Below are 24,826 nucleotides of genomic sequence, written 5' to 3' on the forward strand. Positions count from 1 at the left end.
GAGCCCCTGCTCATCGCGCGGACCGCAGGGATTTCTAGGGTCGGCGGCCACCATGATGGCGGCGCTACCCGGTACGCTGGGGGCCGCTCCATCGCACCGGTCTTCGCTGGCGCGGGTCATCATCGACAATGACTTTGCCGGACCTCGCCATCTCAGGCCCGCTCGGCCGCTTTCTCAAGGGGCAAGTGGACGACATGGCATCCAAAAGGGGTTCCACTCGCGCTGGTGGGCGGCGTGCTGGCGCTCTTCCTGCGAGGGATGGATTTCTCCATCTCGGCGGCAGTGGGCTTTATCGCGCTGTCCGGTATCGCGGTGTTGAACGGACTTGTCATGGTGTCCTCCATTCAGGACCTCATGCGCAAGGGCGTCGACCGCGCCGAAGCGGCCCGTACCGGCGCGATCCAGCGTCTGCGCCCGGTGGTGATGACCGCGCTGGTGGCAAGCCTTGGCTTCGTGCCCATGGCACTCGGCACCGGCGCAGGCGCGGAGGTTCAAAAGCCGCTGGCGACGGTCGTCATCGGCGGCCTCATCTCCGCCACGCTGCTCACCCTCTTCGTCCTGCCGACGCTTTATGCCCGCTATGGGCAGAAGGACTTGCCCTACGAGGAAAATCTGGAGGAACCCCAGCATCTGGTTGAGAAGTTGACAGACCACGGGGCGGAAGGAGCATCCAACCATGCATAGCCACGCGGGGCATGACCATGATCATGCCCATTCACCATCGGACTTCGGACGCGCCTTTGCGCTGGGCACGTTACTCAACCTCGGGTTCGTGGTCGTGGAGGCTGTCTATGGCATCACTTCCGGGTCGATGGCGCTGCTTGCGGATGCGGGGCACAATCTATCAGATGTGCTCGGCCTGTTGATCGCTTGGGGGGCGGCGTGGCTTTCGAAACGCCATCCCAGCGCGCGATTGGCCGATAGGCGACTGTCCGATTCCGAACTGTGAAGCCAGGATGATCAGCATGAACTCATATACTATCTCGCGCGATAGCCTCTGCAGCTAGCAATGCCGCGGTCATTCCAGGTCCTAGAGATGCGCCCGCCCCGGCATAGCCGAAACCCATGATCGTAGGAGCAACATCGCCACAGGCATAAAGCCCACGGATCGGGTCGCCGGACCGGTCCAGCACTCGAGCTTCGGCATCAACCAATAAACCGCCTTTCGTGCCACACAGCCCCGGAAGGATGGGCGCGGCATAATAAGGGGGGGTGGAAATTTCGCCCAGACAGGGATTGGGTACATGCGACGGGTCACCGTTGAACCGCTGGTGGGGATCTCCGCCCCTGCCAAAATCCTTGTCGTTGCCATTGTCGGCCGCTTCGTTCATCCGTTCAGCCGATCGCTTCAAAGCATCTGCTGGCATCGATAGCTTCCGCGCCAGTTCCACCAAGTCATCAGCCTGTCGCCAATTCATCGGTGCAGAATCGCTTGGCGCGATGCCCAGAACAGGGGAACGCGCCTTGAAAGCGGCGTCGAAGATCAGCCATGCGCGGGCGCAGAAATAGCTCCCCCGTGCGGGGTCGAACGCCAGCATGCCGCGGCCCACATCATTATATCCCAAGGCTTCGTTGACGAAGCGGTGGCCGTCCCCGTTCACCAGCATCGATCCGGGCAATGCAAGTTCCCGCACCACCAGAAAGGGAGGCCTGCCATCGTCCGGTGCATGGACCGCGCCCAGCCATCCATCGCCAAGGCCGAAAAGGTCGGCCCCACAATCCAGCCCGAAGCGAAGGCCGTCACCCATTGCGCGCCCGGCCGTGAGAGGGACGAAATCGACGGCGGGCAGCAGGGCGCGCCTTTTGGCCGGATCTGCCGCGAAGCCTCCAGATGCGATGACCACTGATGCTGCATCAACATCGCGGCCATCTGCCAGCTCGATTGCAAATCGGCCATTCTGCTGGCGCTTCACAGCATTCACCGCGACGCTGCGCACCATATCGACTCCCATGTCGATACAGGAATAGCCAAGCCCGGCGACAAGTGCCGCGCCTTGCGTCCTGATGTCTTCCTCGCGGCGCATCGCTACCGTCGCCGGATTGCCGCCGGCACGATATTCGACATAGGTGAGAGGCGCGCGACCGGCATTGGTGCGGAACCAGCCTGCCCGCTCTTGCAGCAAAGCACCTGCACTGAAGGGTTCCGGCTCCAGACTGCGGCCGAACCCTGCGCCATCCCAGTCCGGATGATAATCATGGCGTGGGATCGCGGTGAACCGAAGCGCTCCGCGCGCCTCGATGAAATCGACCATGCGCGCGCCGTGGCCGATGAAAGCGTCGATATTGTCGGATCGCGGCTGCGTCCCGCCAACGCGGCGGAGATAGGTAGCGGCAGCATCCAGATCATCCCCATATCCAGCCCGCGCCATAGGGCTGCTACCGGGAATCCAGAGATTGCCCCCGCCAATGGCTGATGTTCCGCCGAGCACATCCTCAGCCTCGACCAGCATGACGTCCGCACCCGCATGCCGCAGTGCCAACGCCGCCGTCAGCCCTGCCGCGCCGGATCCAATGACAACCGCGTCAACCGACTGCCTGTCCCGTCCCGCCAATCAAGCCTCCGCCTGCATGGTGCGCCTTATCCCATCGACACGCAAATGACGCCAGCCACCGCCAGCACGGATCCAATACCTGCGCTGATCCCCATTCTTTCCTTGAAGATCAGCATACCTAGCGGCACCGCGAAAAGGGGAGCCAAGCCAGCATAGACCGCAGCCGCGCCCGCGCCTACGACAGATATGGAATAGACCAGCAACAAACCCGCGCCCGCCAGCGTGATGCCTGTCGCTAATGCCAGAAGGAAATTCGTACGGTTCCGCAGCACAGCTCTAACCGGCAAATGATCGACTGGTCCCGACAGCGTCCACAGGATGGAGCCTGCGATGATCGTCTTGAACAGGCTGACTGTAATGACATCCGCGTTGGTTAGCGACACCCGCAGCACGACCGTTCCCACTGCCCAGGCGAGCGCGGTGCCTATGGCGATCGCAAATCCCACCCAATGATCCCGGGCCGATTGCCGCTCTTCCTCGCCCTCCTGCGCGGCGGCGATGACCGATCCCGGAGCGCGCTGGGACATGAGAGCCGTCCCCCCCACCGCCAGCGCTACGCCCAGCAGCTTAAGCGGGCCAACGGCTTCCTGAAGAAATAGCCAGGATAGTGATACGGTAAAGACGGGAAAGGATTTCGCGATCGGCGTCGCTTTGGACACGCCGATTTTCTTGATCGCCAGGAAAAAGGATGTGTCGCCTATCACGATGCTGAACAGGACCGACAGGCCGATCCATAGGATCGTCCAGCCATCGGGCACCGTTCCGCTATTCACCAACCATAACGGCAGGAAGATCAGGGCCGCGACAGTGCACCGCCACGCATTGAGCGTGATTGCTGGAATGCGTGCTCCGGCGAAACGGACGAGCAGGCTGGTGGTAGCCGACAGGGCTGCGACGCCCAGCCCTGCGATCAAGCCGAGATGGGCGGCGTCCATCAGACTGTCTGGCCGCCGTCAGCGGTGATGCCAGCCCCATTCATGTAAGATGATTGGTCGCTGGCGAGAAATGCTATGATGTTGGCAATCTCTTCATAGCTACCCTCGCGTCCCATCGGCACCAGCTCTGCCGCCTTGCGCGATCGAGCGGCCTGCTGTTCATCGGACGCACCCTGCAGCCGGTCGGCCATATATGTCGGCAGGAAGCCCGGGCAAACCGCATTGGCCCTGATGCCGCGCGCGGCAAAATCCTTGGCGATAACGCGCGTCAGCTGCAACAGCCCAGCCTTCGACACGCTGTAGGCGGCTTCCGCGGTGGAAGCCTTGAACGAAGCAATGGAGGCCGTGTTGACGATCGTGCCGCCCCCATTTTTCTCCATCAACGGAATGGCGCGGGCGGAAAACAGATAGGCCGACCGCAAATTGACAGCAATCGTGCGATCCCAGACATCTTCAGGCGTATCGACGATATTGCCGACAGGATTGATCCCGGCATTGTTGAGCAGGATGTCGAGGCGGCCATAAACTGCTTCGACCTTGGCGATCGCGGCGTTCGCGACTTCGCTTCTCGAGACATCCCCGACAACCGCCGCAGCCTCTACTCCCTGACCATGAAGCTCCGCCACCAGTTGTTGAAGCTCTGCCTCATTATAATCGACGAGCAGAAGCTTCGCGCCCTCTCTCGCGAACAATCCGGCAGCGACGCGGCCAAGCCCTGTCGCCACGCCGGTCGCCATGATGATCTTATCCTTAAAGCGCATCGACCCCGTTCCTTCCAAAACCACGCTGTCAGAGTTTCACTGCTTGGGTATCACTCCAACGCTTGTCAGCGCATCAGCAAGCCGGGGGGCGTCTTCGATGCGCAGTCCCATCACATTCATCCGCCCCGAGGGGGCGATATAGATGCCATATTCCTTCCGCAGCGCATCGACCTGCGCCGTTGACACAGCGAGGTTGGAAAACAGCCCATGCTGCCGCGCGATCGGGGCCAGCGGCTCCGCCGCGCTAGCAATGGCACTGCGCACGGCATGGATCCGCTGCGCCATATCGGATAATTCGGCGCGCCAATCCGAAGTGAGGTCCGCGTCTTCCAGGATCTTGCGCACCACTGCCGCGCCATGGTCAGGCGGCATCGACCAACTCACCCTCGCATGGACGGCAAGGTTGCTCGCGACGTTGCGCGCAAGCTCATTGTTCGGCGCCTTGACATATAGCGCGCCGGTGCGCTCACGATACAAGCCGAAATTCTTGTCGCACGAATAGGCGAGTAGCAGTTCGGGCACCTTGTCGAATATAGTGCGAAAACCAGCGGCGTCGGCCTCAAGATTTTCGCCCAGACCTTGATAAGCGAGATCGACAAAAGGCACGAGCCCGTTCCTGGCGCAGAGATCGGCGACCGCCTCCCATTGGGCGTGATCCAGATCGAGGCCGGTGGGATTGTGGCAACATCCGTGCAGAAGCACCACGTCGCCCGCTGATGCTTCCGACAGCGCGTCCATCATGGGATCGAACAGCAGCTCCTGCTTATGGAGATCCGCAAAAGCATATTCCCGCACTTCGACGCCGACGGCTTCGAAAATCGGACGGTGGTTCGGCCAGCTCGGCGTGCCCAGCCATAATTTGGCGGAGGGTCGCGCGGTCGCGATCAGTTCCGCCCCCAACCTGAGCGCACCGCCGCCCCCCGGCGTCTGAACCGCAGGGATTAGTTCCGCATCACCCCTCTCCGCTCCGAATATGATCGGCCGCAACAGGTCGGTGAAGATGGGGTCGCCAACGATGCCCAAATAACCCTTGCTCGGCTGCTCTCCGACCAGGATTTTTTCCGCAGCCTTAACGGCCCTCATCACGGGCGTATGTCCGGCCTCATCGCGATATACGCCAACGCCAAGATCAATCTTATCCTCGCGCGGGTCCGCCCGGTGCGCGGTGATGATCTGCAACAACGGGTCTGCAGGCATTGGCTTGAGCAATTCGAACATGGGTGCCTTTCTAACCGTCAGTGGGCGGTGCTGCGGGGCGGCAATTTCCATCGGCACCGGCTCACAAGACCTGAGACGGGATCGAGGATTAGGGCCGACTCTCTAGCAGAGAACCAATTTAGCTGAAACAATAATGTTGCAAATGCACGTCATTCATTGCTTAGTCAATGATATTTTCTCTGCTATCATAGCCTGCGGCTTGGTGAACCCTTAGCTGCGAGGTAGAAGCAATGCAGGGTTCGTGAAAAGTCAGCGCTGATTGAGGAGAAGCCGGTGGCGCCACGCTTTACCACTCGCCAGCTTAGTGCGTTCATCGCCGCTGCGGAACAAGGCAGCTTCACGCTGGCTGCTGGCCGCCTGCATCTCACGCCATCGGCTGTCAGCAACCTGATCAGCGAGCTGGAGCAGGTGATCGGCTTCAGCTTGTTTGAACGAACCACCCGCAAGATCGCGTTGACGGCGCAGGGCCGACAATTCCTGCCGGTCGCTATTTCGGTCCAGCACCGTTTCACCACGGCGGCGGTCGCGGCGGCAGACATCGCTAACCAGTCGGTCGATGTGATCCGGGTTGCAGCGCCCCAGGCGGTTGCGGCCATGCTCCTTCCCTCAATCATCGCCGCCTATCGCGAGGTTGAACCCCGGACGGAGGTGCGCGTCATCGACACAGGCGTTGAATGGATGGCTGAAAGGTTGAGAAGCGGGGAAGCGGACTTGGCGCTGGGGCCGGACCGCACAGAGGGCGGCGATATTGCCGCTACGCGCCTTTATGCCTCTCCCTGGGTATTGTGGTGTTCACCTGACCATGCGTTCGCCGCCAAATCCGTGGTTAAATGGTCCGATCTGGCAGGCGTGGATTTTTTCATGGCAGGGCGGGACCATGAACATAGCGTCGGGCCGTTTGGGGCAACGCTCAACCATGACTTTGTGATCGCGCCTAAACAGGTTTTCGACAATATGACGACTGCTCTGGGAATGGCAGCCGCCAACCTGGGCGTAACTTTCTCCCCGCAATATGTCGAACCTTTCGCCATATGCTGGGGCTTGACGATGCGGCGGGTCGTCGAACCGGAGATCATCCGTTACCTGACGCTCTATGAATCAATTGATCGCGTGATGCCGGAAAAGGTCATACGGTTGCGCGCTTTCATACAGAAACATATGAATCCCGAATGATGTGAGGCGTCCCAGGCCGTCAGGTGAAATGGAAGGACACCGTCCCGAGCGGTCCATAATCGACATGGAATGTGTCGCCGGGTCGTGCCGCGACAGGAGCCGTGAAGGATCCTCCCAAAAGAATTTCACCCGGTTCGAGTGAAACGCCATAGGGATGCAGCTTGTTCGCCAGCCAGGCGACGCCGTTTGCCGGATGGTTCAGCACCGCTGCCGCGACACCTGATTCTTCGATCACGCCATTGCGGGCAATCGTGGCACATACCCAGCGAAGGTCGGTATCGAGCGGGCGAATTGGTCGGCCGCCCATGATGATCCCCGCATTGGCGGCATTGTCCGAAATCGTGTCGACCACCTTGCGCGTGGCTTTGGTGGCCGGATCAACCTGTCGAATACGCGCATCGATCAACTCGATCGCGGGCACGACATAGTCCGTCGCCGAAAGAACATCGAAGATGGTGCAGTTGGGTCCTGACAGCCGATCCTTCAAAATGAAGGCAAGCTCTACCTCGACGCGCGGCACGATGAAGCGCGCGGTTGGAATATCGCCGCCGTCGCGAAACTGCATGTCGTCCAGAAGGGTCCCGTAATCAGGTTCGGTGATATTCCCGGCCCGCTGCATCGCCCGGCTGGTCAGCCCGATCTTATGACCAATAGGCCTGCGACCACCTGCGATCTTGGCCGCGACCCACGCCTTCTGGATCGCATAGGCATCCTCGATCGTCAGATCTGGATAAGCGATGGAAAAATGATCGACCTGCGTCTGGGTCCGCTCGGCATGATCAAGGCTGGCAGCCAATTGGTCTATGACTTCCGGAGAAAGCGGCATCATTCCATCCTCACGCCCGAACATAGGCGGTTTTTACGGTCGTGTAGAATTCGGCAGCGTAGGAGCCCTGCTCGCGCGGGCCATGACTGGACGCCTTGCGACCGCCGAAAGGCACATGATAATCGACCCCCGCAGTCGGCAGGTTCACCATCACCATCCCCGCCTGGGCGTCGCGGCGAAACCGGCTCGCATGGCGGAGCGATGTCGTGCAAATGCCTGCCACAAGGCCAAAGCGGACATCGTTGGCAACCGTAACCGCCTCGTCATAATCGGCCACCCGGATAACCGAAGCGACCGGGCCGAAGACTTCATCCTGATTGATCCGCATCCCGGATCGGGTGTCCACGAACAATGCCGGTGACTGGAAGAAGCCGGGCGTGCGACGTTCCACACGCTCGCCGCCGGTCACCAGCGTCGCCCCGTCCTCATGCGCGCGGGCGAGATGATCAAGATTGCTCCGCAACTGCCGCTCATCGACGACAGGGCCAATCGTGGTGTCAGCCGCGCGGGCATCGCCGACGACCTGTTCACCAATCCGCCTCGAAAGCGCTTCCACGAACCGGTCGTGGATAGCGTCTTCAACGATCAGGCGGGAGGATGCTGTACACCGCTGCCCCGTCGCGAAGAAGGCGCCGTCCAGCGCGCACTCCACGGCAACGTCCAGTTCGGCATCCGCCATGACGACAAGCGGGTTCTTGCCACCCATTTCCAGCTGGACTTTGAAGCCATGCTCTGCGCCTGCGGCCAGAATATTGCGGCCCACCCCATCCGATCCGGTGAAACTGACCGCATCGACGCCCGGCCCTGCCAGCACCGAACCCAGCCGCGATCCCCGCCCCATGACCAGATTGAACGCGCCCGACGGAATGCCTGCGCGGTGCAAAATCTCGGCAAGTAGCCACGCGCAGCCCGGCGTCAGATCGGCGGGCTTGAACACCACCGTATTTCCATAAGCCAGAGCAGGCGCGATCTTCCACGCCGGTATGGCGATAGGGAAATTCCAGGGCGTGATCAGCGACACGACGCCGACGGGTTCTCGCGTGATATCGATTTCGACACCGGGCCTGATCGAGTCATGCTTGTCGCCGCACTGCCGCACGACCTCGCCCGCGAAGAAGCGGAATATCTGGCCTGCGCGGGTCACTTCGCCACGCGCCTCGCGCAGCGTCTTCCCTTCCTCGCGGGAAAGCAGATCGGCAATTTCTTCGGTCCGCTGGAGGATTTCGCTGCCGACCCGGTCCAATATGTCGGCCCGCTGCTGGATCGGCCCGCGCGACCAGGCAGGAAAGGCCGCCCGCGCCGCGGCGATCGCAGCAGCAGCGTCGGCGGGTTCGCCCTGGTGATATTCGCCGATCACATCGTTCGTGTCGGACGGGTTGATGTTGGGCGATGGGTTGCCACTCACCCATTCGCCTCCGATCAGGTTGCGATATTGCAAGGCCATTATCCTCTCATTGAGCGATAAGCTTGCCGGGGTTCAGTATCCCGGCGGGGTCAAGCGCGTGCTTGATCGCGCGCATAAGGCTGGTTTCGACGGGTGCCTTATAATGTGCCGCCTCATCGCGGCGCAGGACGCCAAGTCCATGTTCGGCCGAAATGGAACCGCCATGCGCCACTACGATGTCATGGATGATCCGATTGATTTCACCCTGTCGGGCGAGCAGCGCCTCGCCATCACCCCCGATCGCAGGAGAGATATTATAGTGAAGATTACCGTCGCCCAGATGACCGAATATCACTGGCCGGACGTCGGGATGGAGCCGCATGAGGGCAGTTGTGGCTTCGGTAATGAACAGGCCGATATCGGAGATTGGCACGGAGACATCGTGCTTGACGGTCTTGCCCGCCGCGCCCTGCGCTTCCGACACATGTTCCCGCAGGGCCCAAAAGTCTTGGCTCTGGGCTATCGACGAGGCAATAGCGACGTCGAGCACCACTCCAGCTTCGAACGCTTCCATGAGCGCGCCCTGCAAAGTCTCGGTCGCCGCCTCGTCGCTTAAAGGATCGCTGACTTCGGCCAGGACATACCAGGGTGCGGGCTGTGAAACCGGCAGCCGCGTTCCGGGAACATGATCGAATACCAGATCGAGGCAGATGTCGCTAATCAGTTCAAAGGCCGTCAGGCGATCGCTCGCCCGCGATTGCATCATCTCCAGCAGCGCCAGAGCCGCCGCCGGGCTCTCCACGGCGGCAAAGGCGGTGACCTGCGCGGCTGGGCGCGGGAACAGTTTGACGACAGCGGCCGTGATGATGCCGAGCGTCCCTTCCGATCCGACGAACAGGTCGCGCAATGAATAGCCGCTATTGTCCTTGCGCAGACCGCGCAGGCCATTCCATATCTGCCCGTTCGCCGTCACCACCTCCAGCCCCAGGCACAGGTCGCGCGCATTTCCATAGCGCAGCACGCCCGTGCCGCCCGCGTTGGTGGCGAGGTTGCCGCCGATCGTGCAGCTCCCTTCGGCTGCCAGGCTCAGGGGGAAGAGTCGTCCCGCCTGATCGGCCGCATCCTGAACCTGGGCCAACAGACATCCGGCCTCCACCGTCATGCTGTTGTTGATCGTATCGACGCGACGGATCCGGTTCATGCGGGTCAGGGACATGACGATGCCCCTGCTTCCGCTCTCCGGCACCGATCCGCCCGATAGCCCCGTGTTTCCGCCCTGCGGCGTCACCGGCGTGCCGGTCTCGCTCGCCCAGCGCATGATCGCCGCGACCTCCTGCACCGTTTGCGGCTGCACGACAGCGATCGCATCCCCACGCCACAAACCACGCCAGTCGGTCAGGAATGGAGCCATGTCCGCCTGATCGACGAAGGTTCGCCCCGCGAAGACCGCCTTCAGGGATGCGAGGCGGTCTTCAGTCATGGCACGAGTCCGCGCGTCTGACCGAACAGGCGGGTCAGGCCGTAGAGCATGTTCATGGCAGGCGTAGGCACATTCAGCGCGGCTGCGATCGCCCGAGGCGCACCGAGCAGGGCGTCGAGTTCTATCGGGCGTCCCGCGTCAACATCCTGTAACATGGAAGTGCGGAACGCGCCCAGCTTGCGGGTGACGGCAATGCGGTTTTCGCCCGGCTCGTCTATGGGGCAACCGATGCGTTCACCGACCGTCGCGGCCTCCGCCATCACCGCCATCAGCAGGTCGCGCACATCTGGATCGTCGATGATCCGGTCCGCAGTAGCGCCGGTGATTGCCGACACCGGGTTCATGGTCATGTTGCCCCACAGCTTGTACCAGATATCCTGCCGGATCGCGGCGCTGGCTTTGGCGGCAAGACCAACCGACTCCAGCGCCTGCGCCAGCTTCGTTACCCGGTCGCTGATGCCGCCGCCCGGTTCCCCGATGATCAGAACGTCGCTCATGTTCCGGCGCGCATGGCCAGGCTGAACCAGCGAGGTGCTGGCGTGAACGACACAGCCGACCACGGCAGTTGACGGAATATTCGCGCGGATGCCACCATCAGGATCGACTATCGAACGGGTCGGCTCCTCTGCAACACCCAGCCCGTCGGCGAACCACCATGGCACCCCGTTCATGGCTGGCAGGACGATGCTGCCGTCTCCCATCATCGCGCCGACAGCCGCTGCGACGGCGCGCATGGCCGGAGCCTTGACCGCGACGATGACCAAGTCCTGATGCCCCAGCCGGGCAGCATCGTCATCCGCCTTCACCGGATAAGCGTTCGTCACGCCATCGTCGGTCAGGCGCAATCCATGTTCACGCAGCGCCGCCAGTGTTTCGCCCCGCGCGAAAACGGATACGTCATGCCCCGCCGCCGCAAACCGCGCGCCCAGCCAGCAGCCGATCGCTCCAGCCCCGACGATACCAACCTTCATCATGCCTGCTTCTCCTTGGCCGCCCGGTAATTGGCCTTGAGATCTTCCCGTACGCGCTCATCGAAACCAAGCGACACGCGGCGCACCTCCGGCGTGTCCATCGGCGGATGACCGATGCCGTCAGCACGCGGGCGCGGCCCTGCGACGACATGATTGCGCAGGCGCCCGATATTGCTGATCTCCACCTCGATCGTGTCACCCGGATCGAGCGAACGCGAATGGGCAGGCGTTCCGGTCAGTATGACATCGCCGGGCAACAGCGTGATGTAGCGGGCGATATCGGCGATCATATAGTCCGGCCCCCAGACCATCTCCTCGCCTATCTTCGCTTCCTGCACCAACAGGCCGTTGCGATAGGTGCGCAGCACTTCATTTCGCGGATCGACACCTGACACGATGCCCGGGCCGATCGGGCAGAAACCGTCCATGCCCTTCACCCGCAGCATCGACCCCTGGTCGGTGTCGCGGAAATCCTGCGCGCCCATGTCGAGCACCGGGGCAAAGCCCGCGATACAATCCCACGCTTCTTCGGGCGTCACGTTACGGGTGACCTTGCCGATGATCGCGGCAAACTCGCCCTCATAATTCAGATATTTGATGCCGTCGGGCTTCACCAGTTCGCCGCCATGGCCATTCAGGGCCGTGATGGGTTTAGTGAAATAGGTAGGGGTCTCGGTCGGCTTGGGATTGTTGCGTGATTCGATGCCGCGCGATGCATAGCTTAAGTGAACCGCGATGATCTTGCTCGGCATCGGCTCGAGCGGCGGCAGATGCTGGAGACCAGTTGGATCGAAGACCCTGCCATCGTCCAGCCTCAGCTGACCATCATCCTGCATGGTGCCCCAATAGGCGCTGTTGTTGACGATGACGCGGCGGCGCTCGATGCGTGGACCATTAAGGACGCTCATGTTCAAACCTCGAACCACATGTGGATATTGCCCGTACCGCGAGCATTCTCATATTCCGAAAGAGTTTCCCCCTTCGCACGGCAGTCCCGCCCACCGAGCGCTCCAATCATCTGAAGATAATGGCCGCCAAATCCTTCCCAGGGTATCTTGCGGTACAAAGTGGGGAAACGGTCGACAATCACATCGTGCCGCCCCTCTTCCATCAGCGCGATCGCTTCACGATCACTCTCGACATTTTCAGGGCTGGAGACATTCTCCGGATCATATATGCGGGGATTTTTCTGGACCCAGTTGATGCCGTTGAATTTGTGGCTGAGCGCGCCTGATGCAAGCAATACGACCCGCGCGTCGCTGCGCCGGATCGCCTCGGCCAGCACGCGGCCGGACTCCAGAAAATGTTCGGACTTGCAGTTCTGACACGTGCCGACCGTCAACACGCGCTCATGCGCCTTGATCGCGTTGACGACATTGATCGTCGCATAATGGCGCGGCAGCAACGGATGGGCTGTCGCCAGCCCCATGACATTCTGTTCGGCGGCGACATCTTCGCACAAGCGGGCCAGGTCCGGCGCACCTCTATAGTCATAGGGTTGGTCATAAAGATACCATGGCATCTCGTCGGACACATAAGTCCCCGAATAATGTTCGCCCGCGTCGAACAAATGATAGCCGGTGGTAAACCAGTGACTGTCGAATATTACGAGCGTATCGGCTTCGACCGCATTGATACGTTCGCGCAGTCTGGCAAAACCGGGGACAAGATCGGAATCCTGGCCTGCGCCCATCTGTATCCGGAAATCTTCCGGCTGCATCAATCCGGGGTGATGCGAAACCAATGCGGCGCCAACGATAGTGCCCATTTTCTAATATCCTGTTATTTGGTGTTCAGCGGTGGCTGAAGCTGGGTTTGAAGGGCTGTTTGGGCACGACGACATCCTTGACGTCGCAGAAGAATTCGAAACTCCACTCGCCTCCTTCGCGGCCAATGCCCGATTGGCCACGTCCGCCAAAGGGCGCAGCAAGATCGCGAATGCCGAAGGAATTGACCCAGATGAAGCCGGTCCGCACGCGCTCGGCTATCGCCTGTGCATGGGCCTCTTCGCCATAGCATACTCCGCCCAGCCCATAGACGGTGTCGTTAGCCAGACGAACGGCTTCCTCATCATCTTCAAAGGTCTGAAGAACCAGAACCGGCCCGAAAACTTCCTCGCGAACGATTTCAGCATCGGCGTCTACGCCAGCAAACATTGTCGGCTGGAAGTAGAGGTCGCCATAATCATGATCACCGCCGCCCCACAGGACTTGCGCGCCTGCCGCCTTGGCGCGTTCGACATAGCCGCGCACCCGGGCGATCTGGCGGGGATGGATGATAGGCCCGACTTCGGTCGCCTCGTCACGCGGATCGCCGACGCGCAGCTTTGCGACATAGCTCGCCATGCGCTCGACAAATTCGTCACGGACACTGGCGTCCACCAGGAAGCGCGTACCGGCAAGACAGACTTGCGTGGCGTTGCGGTACATGAGCGCGCCGGTCGCCGCCGCCGCATCCAGATCGGCATCGGCCAAAACGATGAAGGGCGATTTACCGCCAAGTTCAAGGCTGGCGGGAACAAGATTTGCAGCGGCCACCTGCGCAATCAGCTTCGCGGTCGGCACGGAACCGGTGAACGAAATGCGCGCCAAGCGGGGATCGGCCACCAGAGCCGCGCCGGTGACTGCGCCGCTGCCCTGCACGATGTTGAAAACGCCGGGTGGAAGTCCAGCAGCGTCAGCAGCATCCGCCAACAACGAACAGCTCAGCGGCGCCCATTCAGGCGGCTTTACGACCACGGTGTTGCCCGAAGCCAGCGCCGGCCCGACCTTCCACGTCGTCAGCATCAATGGCGAGTTCCATGGCGTGATGATCGCGCACACGCCTGCCGGATCGTGCCGCACATGATGGGTCGCCTGCGCGGTTTCGATCACCCTGTCTTGCAGGGTCATGGCATGCTCGGCGAAATAGCTGATATTCAGCGCCGCGCGCGGCACGATGCCGTGCCGCATCCGTGAAAGCAGCACGCCTGCATCGTTCGATTCGGTGAAACACAAGGCTTCCGCACGCCTGCTGATTTCTTCGGCGAACCGGTCAAGATAAGGCTTTCGCCCTTCAGCGCCCAACGCCGCCCAGGCCGGAAACGCTGAAAGCGCCGCCGCGACAGCCTGTCCAACCAACTCCGGCGAAGCTTCGGCAACTTCCCCCAAAATGCGCCCGTCGATGGGCGAGAATATCTCGAAACTGGAATCGGAAGCCGTCCTCTGCCCGCCGATATAATGGAGGGGCGAGATCGGGAATCCTTCGATGCTGATCATATCTGGCATGGGTTTTGGCATCCAAATGATGTCGGAGATAGGCTCTGCGAGCGCTTCAATGCCATTTCATATGAAAGTTGTTAGTTGCGTTGTCAATGACATTGATCTATCTGTTCGTGCCATTGAGAGGCATTTCGCCAGTAAGATGGACGCGCGATGACGATAAACCGTTTCAAGGCAGCGTTGGGCACAGGGCAGGTCCAGGTCGGACTGTGGCAGACGCTCGGCACGCCCGTCACGGTTGAATTGTGCGCCGCCGCCGGTTTCGATTGGCTGCTGCTCGATGCGGAGCATGCGCCTCATTCGATACCCAATCTCATGGCTCAGCTTCAAGCGATGAACGGGTCTCGCTCGCACCCCATAGTGCGCCTGCCCGCGACTGACGCGACAAGTATTAAGCAAGTTCTCGACATCGGGGCCATGACAATTCTCGCGCCCTTTGTGGAAAGCGCCGATCAGGCCGCGGCTATCGTCGCAGCGACTCGATATGCGCCGCAAGGCAACCGTGGTCTGGCCGCTGGCCAGATACGCGCTTCTCGCTGGGGCAGGGATCGAAATTATATAGATGACGCGAATGAGCAAATTTGTGTGCTGGCCCAGATTGAGAGCCAGCTGGGCATGGATGCGCTCGATGCGATCATGGCGGTGGATGGGATCGACGGCATCTTCATCGGTCCGGCCGATCTCGCAGCATCGCTGGGTCATCGGGGACAGCCGGATCATCCCGAAGTGCGAAAGGTGATCGACGCCTTGATCGGTCGCGTCACACATGCCGGAAAGGCTGTCGGCCTGCTGACGCTCAACGACGAACTTGCACGGGCTTATATCGCGGCGGGCTGCACCTTTGTGGGTGTCGGCACGGATGCTACGATATTGGCGAGCGGGGTGGACAGTCTGGCGGCACGCTTCTGCACAAGGGGCGCACTGGAGCCGCTGGGATATTGACCATGCGAACCACTACGCTCACTCGCGCTGTCGACCACGACACGATGTTGTGCGAAGCACGGAGCCTTCATCAAATCATAGCTGGCGGACAAGATATGCAGACCAAGAAACGGAATTTCCCCCCCGGCGTCGAGCCGCGCGACACCATCAACCTGCGCCGTTTCCTGCCACATCGCATCCATTTGCTTTCCGCCAAGATCGCCCGGCCGTCGGATTTCAAAATGCCCGATGGCAAAGTGGTGCGCGCACGCGACTGGCGGGTCATCCTGCAACTGGCGAGCCGGGGGCCGCTGACCAATCGCGAATTGTCGGCGATGGTGGGCCTGGACGCCGCCAATATCACCCGGGTCGTCCAAAATCTGAATGAGCTTGGATATGTGACGACCCGGACTTCCGCGACCGACCGCCGCAAGCAGATCATCAGCCTGACGGCCGAAGGCGCTGCGGCCCATGACGCAATCGCCCCGCAGCGCAAGCAAGTGGGTGAAGCTCTTCTCGAATGTTTTTCGCCCGAGGAGGCCGAGCAGTTTTTCAACTTTCTCGATCGCCTTGAAGATCATCTTCAATCCAATGTAGATGATGACGAGTGGATAGAATAAATTAGAACATCATTCTCAATACTACTGTATATTTCGGTGCCATTTATTTGGCATTTTAATGTTGTTTATCCCTAAATCTATTATATTGTGAAATTTTCTAAACAAAGATATCCGAATGTTTCATTTGTTTTACAATTAGAATAGTGCTGATCTCTTCACATGGGAATGAGAAATCCTGGAAATAGGACTTTCCCAAAAATCACTAATTGAGGGGTGGCCGTCATGCGCTCATGTGAAGCGACTATAGTTCAAACGTCTTTCCGCCGGTTTCTCTATCAGGGGGGCAGCGTTTCAGGTCTGGCGACCGTAATCGCACTGGCCGCTTTCCCGCAGCTTGCCCAGGCGCAGGCCGAACCCGCGCCCGTGGCAGCAGTGACATCGGAGCAGCCCGCCGACGCGCCGCAAAGCGCCGATGACGGCGGAGAAATCGTCGTCACCGGGTCTCGTATTGCAAGTGGTGCCCGTACGCCCACTCCCGTCACAATGGTGTCGAGCGAGTCGCTTCAACGCGGCAACCCCTCCACCCCCGTCGCCGCTCTCCGCGATCTACCGGCGCTGTCCGCAACCGCCACCAGCACGCGCAACCCATCTACCGGCGGCGCATCCAACGGCGGCGCCAGCTTCCTTGATCTTCGCGGGCTTGGCGCCAGCCGGACGCTAACGCTTGTCGATGGCCGTCGCTTCGTGCCCGCAACCTCGACCGGGCTTGTCGATGCCAACCTTATCCCGTCCGCATTGCTGGAACGCATTGACGTCGTGACCGGCGGTGGATCAGCCGCCTATGGCTCGGACGCTGTTGCGGGCGTTGTCAACTTCGTCCTCAACACAAAGCTGGAAGGCATTCGGGCCAAGGCGCAGGCGGGCATCAGCCAGTATGGCGACAATGCTGAAAGGCTGCTGACATTTGCCGCCGGGCATGCCTTCATGGATGGCAAGTTGCATGTCTCCATCGGCGCCGAATATTTCAGGAACAATGGCGTCGCGCCCGGAGAACGGGATTGGGCCCGCCGTGGGATCAATGTCATCAACAATCCGACGGGAAGCCCGGCACAGATCCTTGCTCCCAATGCCCGCATCCGCGCCACGACCGGCGGCTATGTCGTGTCGGGTAATGGCGGTACTCCCGCCGCCAACGCCGCGTTCACTGGCATCATGTTCGGCCCCGGCGGCACGGTCGGCACTTATGACTATGGCACGCTGACGACCAGCGGGACTCAGTCGGGCGGCAGCGGCTTTGATACAACGACGACCCAACCGCTCAACCGCCCGAATAATCGCAAGACCATCTATGGCCATGTGGATTACGAAGTCGCAGACGGTTGGGAAATCTTCGCCGAAGGATCGTACGGTCAGGTCAAGGCAGCCTATGTCAACGGCCCCAACCTGCATCTGGGATCGACAAATCTCACCATCCAGCAGGATAATGCCTATCTTCCGCAGTCGGTAAGAGATCAAATGCTGGCGACTGGCGTGACCAGCCTTACTGTCTCACGCGTCGATAGCGAGGACGGCTATCTCTTCTCCCGCAACAACGAAAAGGTCGCTCGCGGACTTGCCGGGATCAAGGGCCAGATCGGCAGCTGGAATGTCGATGCCTTCTTCTCCTACGGGGATGCAAAGGCAAGCAACGCAGTCTCCTCCAACTATATCATCGCCAATTATGCGCGCGCAGTTGATGCGGTCACCGCTCCCAATGGTCAAATCGTCTGCCGTTCGACGCTGACCAATCCCAATGATGGCTGCGTGCCCTTCAACATCTTCGGCGCGGGATCGCCATCCGCGGCAGCGGTGGATTACGTCACGGGAACCGCCGTCGCGCGTACTCACAACACACTGAAGAATGCGGGCATCAACTTCTCCGGCACGCTGTTCGAAGGATGGGCTGGCCCGATCAAGGCTGCGGCCGGTTTCGAAGCACGGTGGGAGAAGACCGCCGTCACGTCCGACGCCCTTTCACAACAGCGCGCCTACAACATCCAGAATGTGCTGCCCTGGTCAGCTAGCCAGAAAGTCCAGGAAGGCTATCTGGAAGCTTCGATCCCACTCTTGCGCGACGTAGCTTTCGCCCGTGAACTCACCTTGGACTTGGCGGGACGGCGCACGCATTACAGCACCAGCGGATCGGTCAATACCTGGAAGGTCAGCGGCAGCTGGACGCCGGTTGACGATATCCGTTTCCGTGCCACGCGGTCGCGCGACATCCGGGCACCTTCGCTTAGCGAGTTGTTCGTGGCAGGAACGCAGGACGTCTTTAATGGAACCGACCCCTTCCAGGGCAACGTTCAGGTGTTTCGCATCCTCCAGCTGACGTCGGGCAATCCTGACCTGAAGCCTGAAAAGAGCGATACCCAGACTTATGGCGTCGTGTTCCAGCCAAGCTTCATGCCGCGGCTCACCCTGTCGGTCGATTATTATGACATCAAGATCAAGGGCGCCGTCACGACGCTGACACCGCAGAACCTGCTCAATCAATGCTTTAACGGCGTGAATGCCGCCTGTTCCAACTTCATTCGCGATGCAAATGGCAATTTGAGCACGGTGCTGCTCCGGCCGATCAACTATGCCGCATTCCAGACACGCGGTGTCGATATCGACCTGAACTACACCCTTCCGCTCGCTGGTGGCGACACGCTCAATTTGCGGTCTGTTACGAACCGGCTGATCTCGCAGAAGCTGACCAATCCAGGCGCAACTCCACAGGAGCAAGCGGGCGACGTCGGCCTCTTCGCCAATCCCAAATGGCGCAACACCACGCAGTTGACCTATGGCAGCGAGCGCTTCACCGGTTTCCTGCAAGCCCGCTATATTGGTGGCGGAATTGTCGATAGCGTCCGGGCGGCGGCCGGGACATTGCTGGACCAGAAGGTGAAAGGCCGCCTTTATTTCGACGGCCAGATTGCTGTCCGCCCGGAAGGTACGCCAGTCGAGCTCTATCTGAACGTCCGTAATCTGCTCAACAAGACGCCGCCTGTCTATCCCAGCGGCAGCACCTCAAATCCGGCGCAAACGAACGGCTCATTGTTCGACATGGTCGGCCGGATGTTCAGCTTCGGGGTCAATGTGAAGATGTAATGCACCCCGCCTGCGCACAAGTAAAACTGTGCGCAGGCAATTTGCTGGGCAAATTTTTGACGTTCAACAGGAAGCAACTGCCGCGAGGCTGCTCACTTCCCATCATCTTCACCTCCAGCATTCCACCGATGCGGCTCCTCGGGCGCTCGTGGGTAGAGCTTGAACTTCTTCGCCGCTCAGAGGCCGATGGCGAACTGGACTTGTAACGGTTTTGTGCCGGTCAGGGATTTGAAGAACGTCTCAACAGAGGCGTTGTCGTAACAATTACCCTTGCCGCTCATCGATGGACGCAGGCCATAGGCCTGCAGCTTTTTCTGATAGTCGTAAGAACAATATTGGCTGCCCCGATCCGAATGAAAAAAAAAGCAGCCCTCCGGAGGCTGGCGCAGGCGCACCGCCATATCCAATGCCCTGATCGCCGGGTCCTTGTTGGCTACGCCGCCCTTCGGGTCATCAGACGCCCGACCCGGCGCTCACCAACATCGAGCCCCACTTCTTTCAACTCCATCGTCATGCGAGGGCGGCCGTAGCTGCCAAGGCTCAGCCTGTATTGTTCGCGGATATGGGCCAAAACCTTCATGTCTGTCTGTTCCCGGCGGCTGATCGGTCGCGAGCGCCAGGAGCGATAGCCGCGTTCACTGACAAGCGACGGGGCAGAGCAGTTCAACAGGCCAGCGGTGCCGCCAGCTATGCACAAAGGCGAACTTCACGGCCTTTGGCACGCGAAGAACTGCGTGGCCTTTTTTAGAACTTCCCTCTCCTCCCGGAACACACGGTTCTCAAGGCGAAGCCGTTCATTCTCGCGCGCCAGATCTGCCTGCGGCGCTGAAACCAGATCACTGGGCCGATACTGCGACACCCACTTGTTCAGCGTCGACTTGCCGGCCCCCAAATCCGACGCAAACCGCTGGTCAACGCAATGCGCACCGCCTCCTGCTTGAACTCTTCGCTATGCTTCATCATCTCGTCGGTCTCCTTGATCGAGCTCTAAACTCTCAAGTGACCGGCACAAAACCGTTACAAGTCCACTTCGATAAGGCGGTCGAGCGTCTCGGGGCTCGGCAGTGCGGCCCCGTTCTCGATCCGCGACAAGGCGCCTCTGCTGATGCCGACATCATGGGCCAGCGACTCCTGCTTCATCGCGCTGTCTTGGCGCAGCTTCTTGATGATCCCTCCGATGTCGGGCTTGAGGTGACTGTAACCGCGCGGCAGGCGGTAACGGTAGGTCGAAGGTTGCGGGACATGGAGGCTTCCAAGCCGATGTGTAACGTCCATGCACGCCTTAAAAGCGCCGTACTAAAAATGCCTTATGGGCAAGGAAGGTTCACGACGGGATGAGGCAGCGCAGCGCGCGCTGGCCGATCTCGTGCGCCTGATCGCCAGGCAGGCCCCGCACGCCCATTGCACTGGGCATCCCGCCGAACCATCTTACAACGCTTCCGCCAAGAAGGACAATGTCTCGTGCTGACGAAATCCGCACCACGGATCATACTTTATGGTCGCCACTCCACCAGCCTACAAACGGTCACCTCGAGCGAGCATCAGACCGCTTCGTGCATGAAGCTGGTGGATTATCTGAACGGGACGGTCGTCGCGACCTTCCACGATCCGGCGGAATCAGGCTACAAGCGGAACAGGCCGGGATTGAAGCAGTTGCTGCGCATGATCGAAGACGGCAGCGCCGATATGATCGTCTGCGAAGCGCTGGATCGCATAGCGCGCGACGGCGAAGACATCGCCTGGTTGGGCAAGAAACTCAGCTATCACGGTATCGGCCTCCATACGGTGACTGAAGGTCATGTGGATCAGATCAAGTTCGGCGTCGCAGCTCTGCTCGGGGCCATTTTCCTCAAGAACCTGGTCGACAAGACGCTGCACGGCATGGCCGCTGCGGTGGCCGCCGGACCGATCGCAGGCGGCCGATCCTATGGATATGCCAGTCAAAAGCTGTACGATCAGGATGGCGAGCGAATTCGCGGCTATCTGGAGATTGCGCCGGAGAAGGCCGAGGTCGTGCGCCGTATCTACCGTGATTTTGCGAATGGGCTTTCCTCGATCCAAATCGCCAAGGCGCTCAACGAGGAGGGCATAGCGGGTCCGCGTGGTGGTGCGTGGAACGCGTCCACCATCCGCGGCGATCCCAAGCGACACGCCGACATCCTCAACAATCCGCTCTATGTCGGCCGCGTGGTCTGGGGACGACGCCAGTGGCGGCAATCCGGACAGCGAGAACCGCGAACGGCGCTACAAGATGCGCGACCGGTCGGAATGGCTGGAGATCGAAGTGCCTGATCTGCGCATCGTCGACGATGGACTGTGGGAAGCCGTGCAGGCCGAGATCAAACGCCGCCAGCGGACCGGCGGCGAGATTTCGCCTGCGGACCAGAACCGCAAGAAGCATCTCCTGTCCGGCCTCATCAAGTGCAGTTGCTGCGGATCCAATTATACGATCAGCGGCAAGGATTATTATCGCTGTGCGGCGCAGAAGGAGCGTCTGGCGGTTGTTGAGACGGAACTTGCCAATCTCGCAGCCAATATGCTGAGCGGCGTTCTCAACCCCGCGCTTGCGAAGTTGCTTGCAGACCGCGAAGCGGAGAAAACCGAAATTGAGCTCCGCCTGCCAAGAACGGCGCCGCCACAACCGTCCGCGCAGATTCTGCCCGCCCCTGTTTTGATGGAGATGTTCGCAAAGAAGATTGCGACGCTGCGCGAGACGCTGGACGATGGCGCGATCCGCAGCGAAGCGGCTGCGTTGATGGACCAGTTGATCGAGAAGGTGACCATCTACCCCGATGGCGCGAACGGCCCCGAGGCAGAGATTGTGTCGAAGGTGGCGGATCTGGCGGCATTCGCCCTGAACGACAACGCCGCCCCGTGGGGCGGCGTATCGAGTTCTATGGCGTTGGTTGCGGGAGTAGGATTTGAACCTACGACCTTCAGGTTATGAGCCTGACGAGCTACCGGGCTGCTCCATCCCGCGTCACCAAAGGCAAAAGGGCGGCTTTATGGGCCGCCCTTTTGTAAAACATGTGATGGGTTTTTATTTCAAAGCGCAAGCTTCAATGCCTGGCGACGCCCTACTCTTCCGGGGCTTGAGCCACAGTACCATCGGCGCAGACTGGTTTCACGGCCGAGTTCGGGATGGGATCGGGTGGGTCACAGACGCTATGGTCACCAAGCAATGAAGCTTGCGCTTTGGGTTATAATCGATGCCGTGCACGGTAAGTGTATTTCAGTTGTTATCTGGCTTGAGGTGATCACCACGCTCAATGGCTGACGCTGTTTCCAGCATTGTCATTGATGGTGGGACTCTACGATCCTACAAAAGTATTACTTTTGCAGGGACCGTTTAAGCGCGATCAGAGCAATTAGGACCGGTTAGCTCCATATGTTACCACACTTCTACATCCGGCCTATCAAGGTCGTGGTCTACGACCGCTCGAAGAAATCTTATCTTGAGGGAGGCTTCCCGCTTAGATGCTTTCAGCGGTTATCCCGTCCATACATAGCTACCCTGCTGCGCCGTTGGCACGACGACAGGTACACCAGAGGTATGTTCAACCCGGTCCTCTCGTACTAGGGTCAACTCCTCTCAAATTTCGACGCCCACGGCAGATAGGGACCAAACTGTCTCGCGACGTTCTGAACCCAGCTCACGTACCACTTTAATTGGCGAACAGCCAAACCCTTGGGACCTGCTCCAGCCCCAGGATGTGATGAGCCGACATCGAGGTGCCAAACGATTCCGTCGATATGAGCTCTTGGGAATCATCAGCCTGTTATCCCCGGCGTACCTTTTATCCGTTGAGCGATGGCCCTTCCACGAGGGACCACCGGATCACTATGACCGACTTTCGTCTCTGCTCGACTTGTCAGTCTCGCAGTCAGGCGGGCTTATGCCATTGCACTCTAACAGACGGTTTCCAACCGTCCTGAGCCCACCATCGCGCGCCTCCGTTACTCTTTAGGAGGCGACCGCCCCAGTCAAACTACCCGCCACAGAGGGTCCCTGCACCGGATAACGGTGCGAGGTTAGACATCAGAAAACAACAGGGTGGTATTTCACCTATGGCTCCACGACAACTGGCGTCATCGCTTCAAAGCCTCCCACCTATGCTACACAGTTCTTTCCTAATGCCACTCTGAAGCTGCAGTAAAGGTGCACGGGGTCTTTCCGTCTAACCGCGGGTACTCCGCATCTTCACGGAGAATTCAATTTCGCTGAGCATATCCTGGAGACAGTGGGGAAGTCGTTACGCCATTCGTGCAGGTCGGAACTTACCCGACAAGGAATTTCGCTACCTTAGGACCGTTATAGTTACGGCCGCCGTTTACCTGGGCTTCAATTCAGAGCTTGCACTCCTCCTCTTAACCTTCAGGCACCGGGCAGGCGTCAGGCCCTATACGTCGTCTTGAAGCCGACTTAGCAGAGCCCTGTGTTTTTGCTAAACAGTCGCTACCCCCTGGCCTGTGCCCCCCACAAAAAGTTGCCTTAATGTGGGGCCTCCTTCTTCCGAAGGTACGGAGGCAATTTGCCGAGTTCCTTCAGGATACTTCTCTCAAACGCCTTGGTATACTCTACCATTCCACCTGTGTCGGTTTAGGGTACGGTCTATACGGAGGGGCTATTTCCTGGGACAACTTCACTGCCCGGACCAATCCAATAAGGCCGAACAATTTACGCCATCCGTCACACACCTCCAGGCCCACGAATATTAACGTGGTTCCCATCGACTACCCCCTTCGGGCTCGTCTTAGGGGCCGGCTTACCCTGCTCAGATTAGCTTTAAGCAGGAACCCTTGGAATTTCGGCGACAGTGCATCTCACACTGTTAATCGCTACTCATGTCTGCATTCGCACTTCCGATACCTCCACGACCCATTACCAGATCGCTTCAACGGCCTACGGAACGCTCCGCTACCGCGTGATCCAAAGGATCACACCCTAAGCTTCGGTGCACGTCTTGAGCCCCGTTACATCTTCGCCGCAGAACCTCTTATTTAGACCAGTGAGCTGTTACGCTTTCTTTAAAGGATGGCTGCTTCTAAGCCAACCTCCTGGTTGTTTTGGAAGTTCCACATGCTTTCCCACTTAGACGTGACTTGGGGACCTTAGCTGTAGGTTAGGGCTGTTTCCCTTTTGACGACGGACCTTAGCACCCGCCGTCTGTCTGCCGGACTAGACTCGTTGGTATTCGGAGTTTGGTTAGTATTGGTAGATCTCGCGACCCCCGCAACCATCCAGTGCTCTACCCCCAACGGCAATCATCCGACGCTCTACCTCAATAGATTTCGCGGAGAACCAGCTATTTCCCGGCTTGATTGGCCTTTCACCCCTAAGCACAACTCATCCGATAATTTTTCAACATTAAACGGTTCGGTCCTCCAGTGCGTGTTACCGCACCTTCAACCTGGTCATGCATAGATCGCCGGGTTTCGGGTCTAATGCATCGAACTCATTCGCCCTATTCAGACTCGCTTTCGCTGCGCCTACACCTAACGGCTTAAGCTTGCTCGATACACTAAGTCACAGACCCATTATGCAAGAGGTACGCGGTCAGGTCTCAAGGACCCTCCCACTGCTTGTAGGCATCCGGTTTCAGGTACTGTTTCACTCCCCTCATCGGGGTGCTTTTCACCTTTCCCTCACGGT

Annotated in this window: 19 protein-coding genes, 1 tRNA gene, 2 rRNA genes and 3 pseudogenes (1 of these 25 only partly in view); 9 read left to right on the forward strand and 16 right to left on the reverse strand. The window is 59.7% G+C overall.

Annotation, left to right across the window (positions count from 1 at the left end):
- Window positions 1-207: 207 nt before the first annotated feature.
- Window positions 208-684, forward strand: a pseudogene (locus tag IZV00_RS17215) (efflux RND transporter permease subunit); the annotation flags it as partial.
- Window positions 677-913 (forward strand): annotated as a pseudogene (locus tag IZV00_RS17220) (cation transporter); the annotation flags it as partial. The pseudogenes IZV00_RS17215 and IZV00_RS17220, both read left to right, overlap by 8 nt.
- Window positions 914-971: 58 nt before the next feature.
- Here IZV00_RS17220 and IZV00_RS17225 read toward each other — a convergent pair.
- The 4 genes from IZV00_RS17225 to IZV00_RS17240 are packed head-to-tail and all read right to left on the reverse strand — an operon-like array spanning window position 972 to window position 5,517.
- Window positions 972-2,552 carry an FAD-dependent oxidoreductase gene (locus tag IZV00_RS17225; RefSeq protein ID WP_196226847.1) on the reverse strand — a complete coding sequence of 527 codons (1,581 nt, stop codon included), beginning with the start codon at window positions 2,550-2,552 and terminating at the stop codon, window positions 972-974.
- A 26-nt stretch (window positions 2,553-2,578) separates the two neighbouring features.
- Window positions 2,579-3,487 (reverse strand): DMT family transporter, encoded by a 909-nt coding sequence (locus tag IZV00_RS17230; RefSeq protein ID WP_196226848.1) that lies wholly within the window; start codon window positions 3,485-3,487, stop codon window positions 2,579-2,581.
- The gene (locus tag IZV00_RS17235; protein WP_196226849.1) at window positions 3,487-4,248 is read right to left on the reverse strand and encodes an SDR family NAD(P)-dependent oxidoreductase; all 762 of its coding nucleotides are present in this window, start codon (window positions 4,246-4,248) and stop codon (window positions 3,487-3,489) included. Before IZV00_RS17235 ends, IZV00_RS17230 begins: the two co-directional genes overlap by 1 nt.
- Before the next feature lie 36 nt (window positions 4,249-4,284).
- Complete coding sequence (locus IZV00_RS17240; RefSeq protein ID WP_329604509.1) at window positions 4,285-5,517, reverse strand: aromatic amino acid transaminase; 1,233 nt, start codon at window positions 5,515-5,517, stop codon at window positions 4,285-4,287.
- A 222-nt stretch (window positions 5,518-5,739) separates the two neighbouring features.
- Between IZV00_RS17240 and IZV00_RS17245 the strand changes: the two genes are divergently transcribed.
- Window positions 5,740-6,639 (forward strand): LysR family transcriptional regulator, encoded by a 900-nt coding sequence (locus tag IZV00_RS17245; protein WP_196226851.1) that lies wholly within the window; start codon window positions 5,740-5,742, stop codon window positions 6,637-6,639.
- Window positions 6,640-6,658: 19 nt separating this feature from the next.
- On the opposite strand, the gene hpaH is transcribed toward IZV00_RS17245, so the two are convergent.
- Genes hpaH through IZV00_RS17280 form a run of 7 tightly spaced genes read right to left on the reverse strand, consistent with a single transcriptional unit; the run spans window position 6,659 to window position 14,566 of the window.
- Window positions 6,659-7,465, reverse strand: coding sequence for a 2-oxo-hept-4-ene-1,7-dioate hydratase (gene hpaH, locus IZV00_RS17250; RefSeq protein ID WP_196227497.1), 807 nt, complete (start codon window positions 7,463-7,465; stop codon window positions 6,659-6,661).
- A 10-nt stretch (window positions 7,466-7,475) separates the two neighbouring features.
- Window positions 7,476-8,909, reverse strand: a complete 1,434-nt coding sequence (locus IZV00_RS17255) for an aldehyde dehydrogenase family protein (protein ID WP_196226852.1) — start codon at window positions 8,907-8,909, stop codon at window positions 7,476-7,478.
- A 7-nt stretch (window positions 8,910-8,916) separates the two neighbouring features.
- Window positions 8,917-10,329: an FAD-binding oxidoreductase gene (locus IZV00_RS17260; RefSeq protein WP_196226853.1), complete on the reverse strand. Its 1,413-nt coding sequence runs from the start codon at window positions 10,327-10,329 to the stop codon at window positions 8,917-8,919.
- Window positions 10,326-11,303 carry a 2-dehydropantoate 2-reductase gene (locus IZV00_RS17265; protein ID WP_196226854.1) on the reverse strand — a complete coding sequence of 326 codons (978 nt, stop codon included), beginning with the start codon at window positions 11,301-11,303 and terminating at the stop codon, window positions 10,326-10,328. Before IZV00_RS17265 ends, IZV00_RS17260 begins: the two co-directional genes overlap by 4 nt.
- The gene (locus tag IZV00_RS17270; RefSeq protein WP_196226855.1) at window positions 11,300-12,208 is read right to left on the reverse strand and encodes a fumarylacetoacetate hydrolase family protein; all 909 of its coding nucleotides are present in this window, start codon (window positions 12,206-12,208) and stop codon (window positions 11,300-11,302) included. The genes IZV00_RS17265 and IZV00_RS17270 overlap by 4 nt, the downstream gene beginning before the upstream one ends.
- Before the next feature lie 2 nt (window positions 12,209-12,210).
- Window positions 12,211-13,068, reverse strand: a complete 858-nt coding sequence (locus tag IZV00_RS17275; protein WP_196226856.1) for an extradiol ring-cleavage dioxygenase — start codon at window positions 13,066-13,068, stop codon at window positions 12,211-12,213.
- A gap of 25 nt (window positions 13,069-13,093) precedes the next feature.
- Window positions 13,094-14,566: an aldehyde dehydrogenase family protein gene (locus tag IZV00_RS17280; RefSeq protein WP_196226857.1), complete on the reverse strand. Its 1,473-nt coding sequence runs from the start codon at window positions 14,564-14,566 to the stop codon at window positions 13,094-13,096.
- Window positions 14,567-14,713: 147 nt separating this feature from the next.
- On the opposite strand from IZV00_RS17280, the gene IZV00_RS17285 reads away from it, so the two are divergent.
- The 3 genes from IZV00_RS17285 to IZV00_RS17295 all read left to right on the forward strand — a co-directional run bounded on the left by IZV00_RS17285 (window position 14,714) and on the right by IZV00_RS17295 (window position 19,173).
- On the forward strand, window positions 14,714-15,502 hold the full coding sequence (locus tag IZV00_RS17285) for an HpcH/HpaI aldolase family protein (RefSeq protein ID WP_196226858.1): 789 nt from the start codon (window positions 14,714-14,716) through the stop codon (window positions 15,500-15,502).
- A gap of 95 nt (window positions 15,503-15,597) precedes the next feature.
- Complete coding sequence (locus IZV00_RS17290; RefSeq protein ID WP_196226859.1) at window positions 15,598-16,101, forward strand: MarR family winged helix-turn-helix transcriptional regulator; 504 nt, start codon at window positions 15,598-15,600, stop codon at window positions 16,099-16,101.
- A gap of 222 nt (window positions 16,102-16,323) precedes the next feature.
- A complete protein-coding gene (locus IZV00_RS17295) occupies window positions 16,324-19,173 on the forward strand; it encodes a TonB-dependent receptor domain-containing protein (RefSeq protein ID WP_196226860.1) in 2,850 nt (949 codons plus the stop codon).
- A 221-nt stretch (window positions 19,174-19,394) separates the two neighbouring features.
- Here IZV00_RS17295 and IZV00_RS17300 read toward each other — a convergent pair.
- Together IZV00_RS17300 and IZV00_RS17305 are read right to left on the reverse strand one after the other, a co-directional pair.
- Window positions 19,395-20,136: pseudogene (locus tag IZV00_RS17300) on the reverse strand (IS3 family transposase); the annotation flags it as partial.
- A 54-nt stretch (window positions 20,137-20,190) separates the two neighbouring features.
- Complete coding sequence (locus IZV00_RS17305; protein WP_196226861.1) at window positions 20,191-20,448, reverse strand: helix-turn-helix domain-containing protein; 258 nt, start codon at window positions 20,446-20,448, stop codon at window positions 20,191-20,193.
- A gap of 34 nt (window positions 20,449-20,482) precedes the next feature.
- On the opposite strand from IZV00_RS17305, the gene IZV00_RS21245 reads away from it, so the two are divergent.
- The 3 genes from IZV00_RS21245 to IZV00_RS21560 are packed head-to-tail and all read left to right on the forward strand — an operon-like array spanning window position 20,483 to window position 22,120.
- A complete protein-coding gene (locus IZV00_RS21245; RefSeq protein ID WP_230463400.1) occupies window positions 20,483-20,641 on the forward strand; it encodes a hypothetical protein in 159 nt (52 codons plus the stop codon).
- Window positions 20,635-21,465 carry a recombinase family protein gene (locus tag IZV00_RS17310; RefSeq protein WP_196226862.1) on the forward strand — a complete coding sequence of 277 codons (831 nt, stop codon included), beginning with the start codon at window positions 20,635-20,637 and terminating at the stop codon, window positions 21,463-21,465. Before IZV00_RS21245 ends, IZV00_RS17310 begins: the two co-directional genes overlap by 7 nt.
- Window positions 21,425-22,120: a recombinase zinc beta ribbon domain-containing protein gene (locus IZV00_RS21560; protein WP_443020085.1), complete on the forward strand. Its 696-nt coding sequence runs from the start codon at window positions 21,425-21,427 to the stop codon at window positions 22,118-22,120. The genes IZV00_RS17310 and IZV00_RS21560 overlap by 41 nt, the downstream gene beginning before the upstream one ends.
- Here IZV00_RS21560 and IZV00_RS17320 read toward each other — a convergent pair.
- The 3 genes from IZV00_RS17320 to IZV00_RS17330 form a co-directional block, all read right to left on the reverse strand.
- Window positions 22,077-22,153 (reverse strand) — tRNA-Met (locus IZV00_RS17320). The two genes, IZV00_RS21560 and IZV00_RS17320, sit on opposite strands and share 44 nt — an antisense overlap.
- A gap of 84 nt (window positions 22,154-22,237) precedes the next feature.
- Window positions 22,238-22,352 (reverse strand): 5S ribosomal RNA (rrf, locus tag IZV00_RS17325).
- A 170-nt stretch (window positions 22,353-22,522) separates the two neighbouring features.
- A 23S ribosomal RNA gene (locus tag IZV00_RS17330) occupies window positions 22,523-24,826 on the reverse strand; it runs 490 nt beyond the window's last position.

Source organism: Sphingobium sp. Cam5-1 (assembly GCF_015693305.1).
Classification (GTDB): domain Bacteria; phylum Pseudomonadota; class Alphaproteobacteria; order Sphingomonadales; family Sphingomonadaceae; genus Sphingobium.

What these genes read in the sequence shown, in the direction of transcription:
- IZV00_RS21245 (WP_230463400.1), top strand. Translation starts at nt 20,483, where the DNA reads ATGGGCAAGGAAGGTTCACGACGGGATGAGGCAGCGCAGCGCGCGCTG.
- IZV00_RS17280 (WP_196226857.1), bottom strand. Translation starts at nt 14,566, where the DNA reads ATGCCAGATATGATCAGCATCGAAGGATTCCCGATCTCGCCCCTCCAT.
- IZV00_RS17285 (WP_196226858.1), top strand. Translation starts at nt 14,714, where the DNA reads ATGACGATAAACCGTTTCAAGGCAGCGTTGGGCACAGGGCAGGTCCAG.
- IZV00_RS17295 (WP_196226860.1), top strand. Translation starts at nt 16,324, where the DNA reads ATGCGCTCATGTGAAGCGACTATAGTTCAAACGTCTTTCCGCCGGTTT.
- IZV00_RS17240 (WP_329604509.1), bottom strand. Translation starts at nt 5,517, where the DNA reads ATGGAAATTGCCGCCCCGCAGCACCGCCCACTGACGGTTAGAAAGGCA.
- IZV00_RS17235 (WP_196226849.1), bottom strand. Translation starts at nt 4,248, where the DNA reads ATGCGCTTTAAGGATAAGATCATCATGGCGACCGGCGTGGCGACAGGG.
- IZV00_RS17305 (WP_196226861.1), bottom strand. Translation starts at nt 20,448, where the DNA reads ATGGACGTTACACATCGGCTTGGAAGCCTCCATGTCCCGCAACCTTCG.
- IZV00_RS17275 (WP_196226856.1), bottom strand. Translation starts at nt 13,068, where the DNA reads ATGGGCACTATCGTTGGCGCCGCATTGGTTTCGCATCACCCCGGATTG.
- IZV00_RS17255 (WP_196226852.1), bottom strand. Translation starts at nt 8,909, where the DNA reads ATGGCCTTGCAATATCGCAACCTGATCGGAGGCGAATGGGTGAGTGGC.
- IZV00_RS17270 (WP_196226855.1), bottom strand. Translation starts at nt 12,208, where the DNA reads ATGAGCGTCCTTAATGGTCCACGCATCGAGCGCCGCCGCGTCATCGTC.
- IZV00_RS17290 (WP_196226859.1), top strand. Translation starts at nt 15,598, where the DNA reads ATGCAGACCAAGAAACGGAATTTCCCCCCCGGCGTCGAGCCGCGCGAC.
- IZV00_RS21560 (WP_443020085.1), top strand. Translation starts at nt 21,425, where the DNA reads ATGCGCGACCGGTCGGAATGGCTGGAGATCGAAGTGCCTGATCTGCGC.
- IZV00_RS17260 (WP_196226853.1), bottom strand. Translation starts at nt 10,329, where the DNA reads ATGACTGAAGACCGCCTCGCATCCCTGAAGGCGGTCTTCGCGGGGCGA.
- IZV00_RS17265 (WP_196226854.1), bottom strand. Translation starts at nt 11,303, where the DNA reads ATGATGAAGGTTGGTATCGTCGGGGCTGGAGCGATCGGCTGCTGGCTG.
- hpaH (WP_196227497.1), bottom strand. Translation starts at nt 7,465, where the DNA reads ATGCCGCTTTCTCCGGAAGTCATAGACCAATTGGCTGCCAGCCTTGAT.
- IZV00_RS17230 (WP_196226848.1), bottom strand. Translation starts at nt 3,487, where the DNA reads ATGGACGCCGCCCATCTCGGCTTGATCGCAGGGCTGGGCGTCGCAGCC.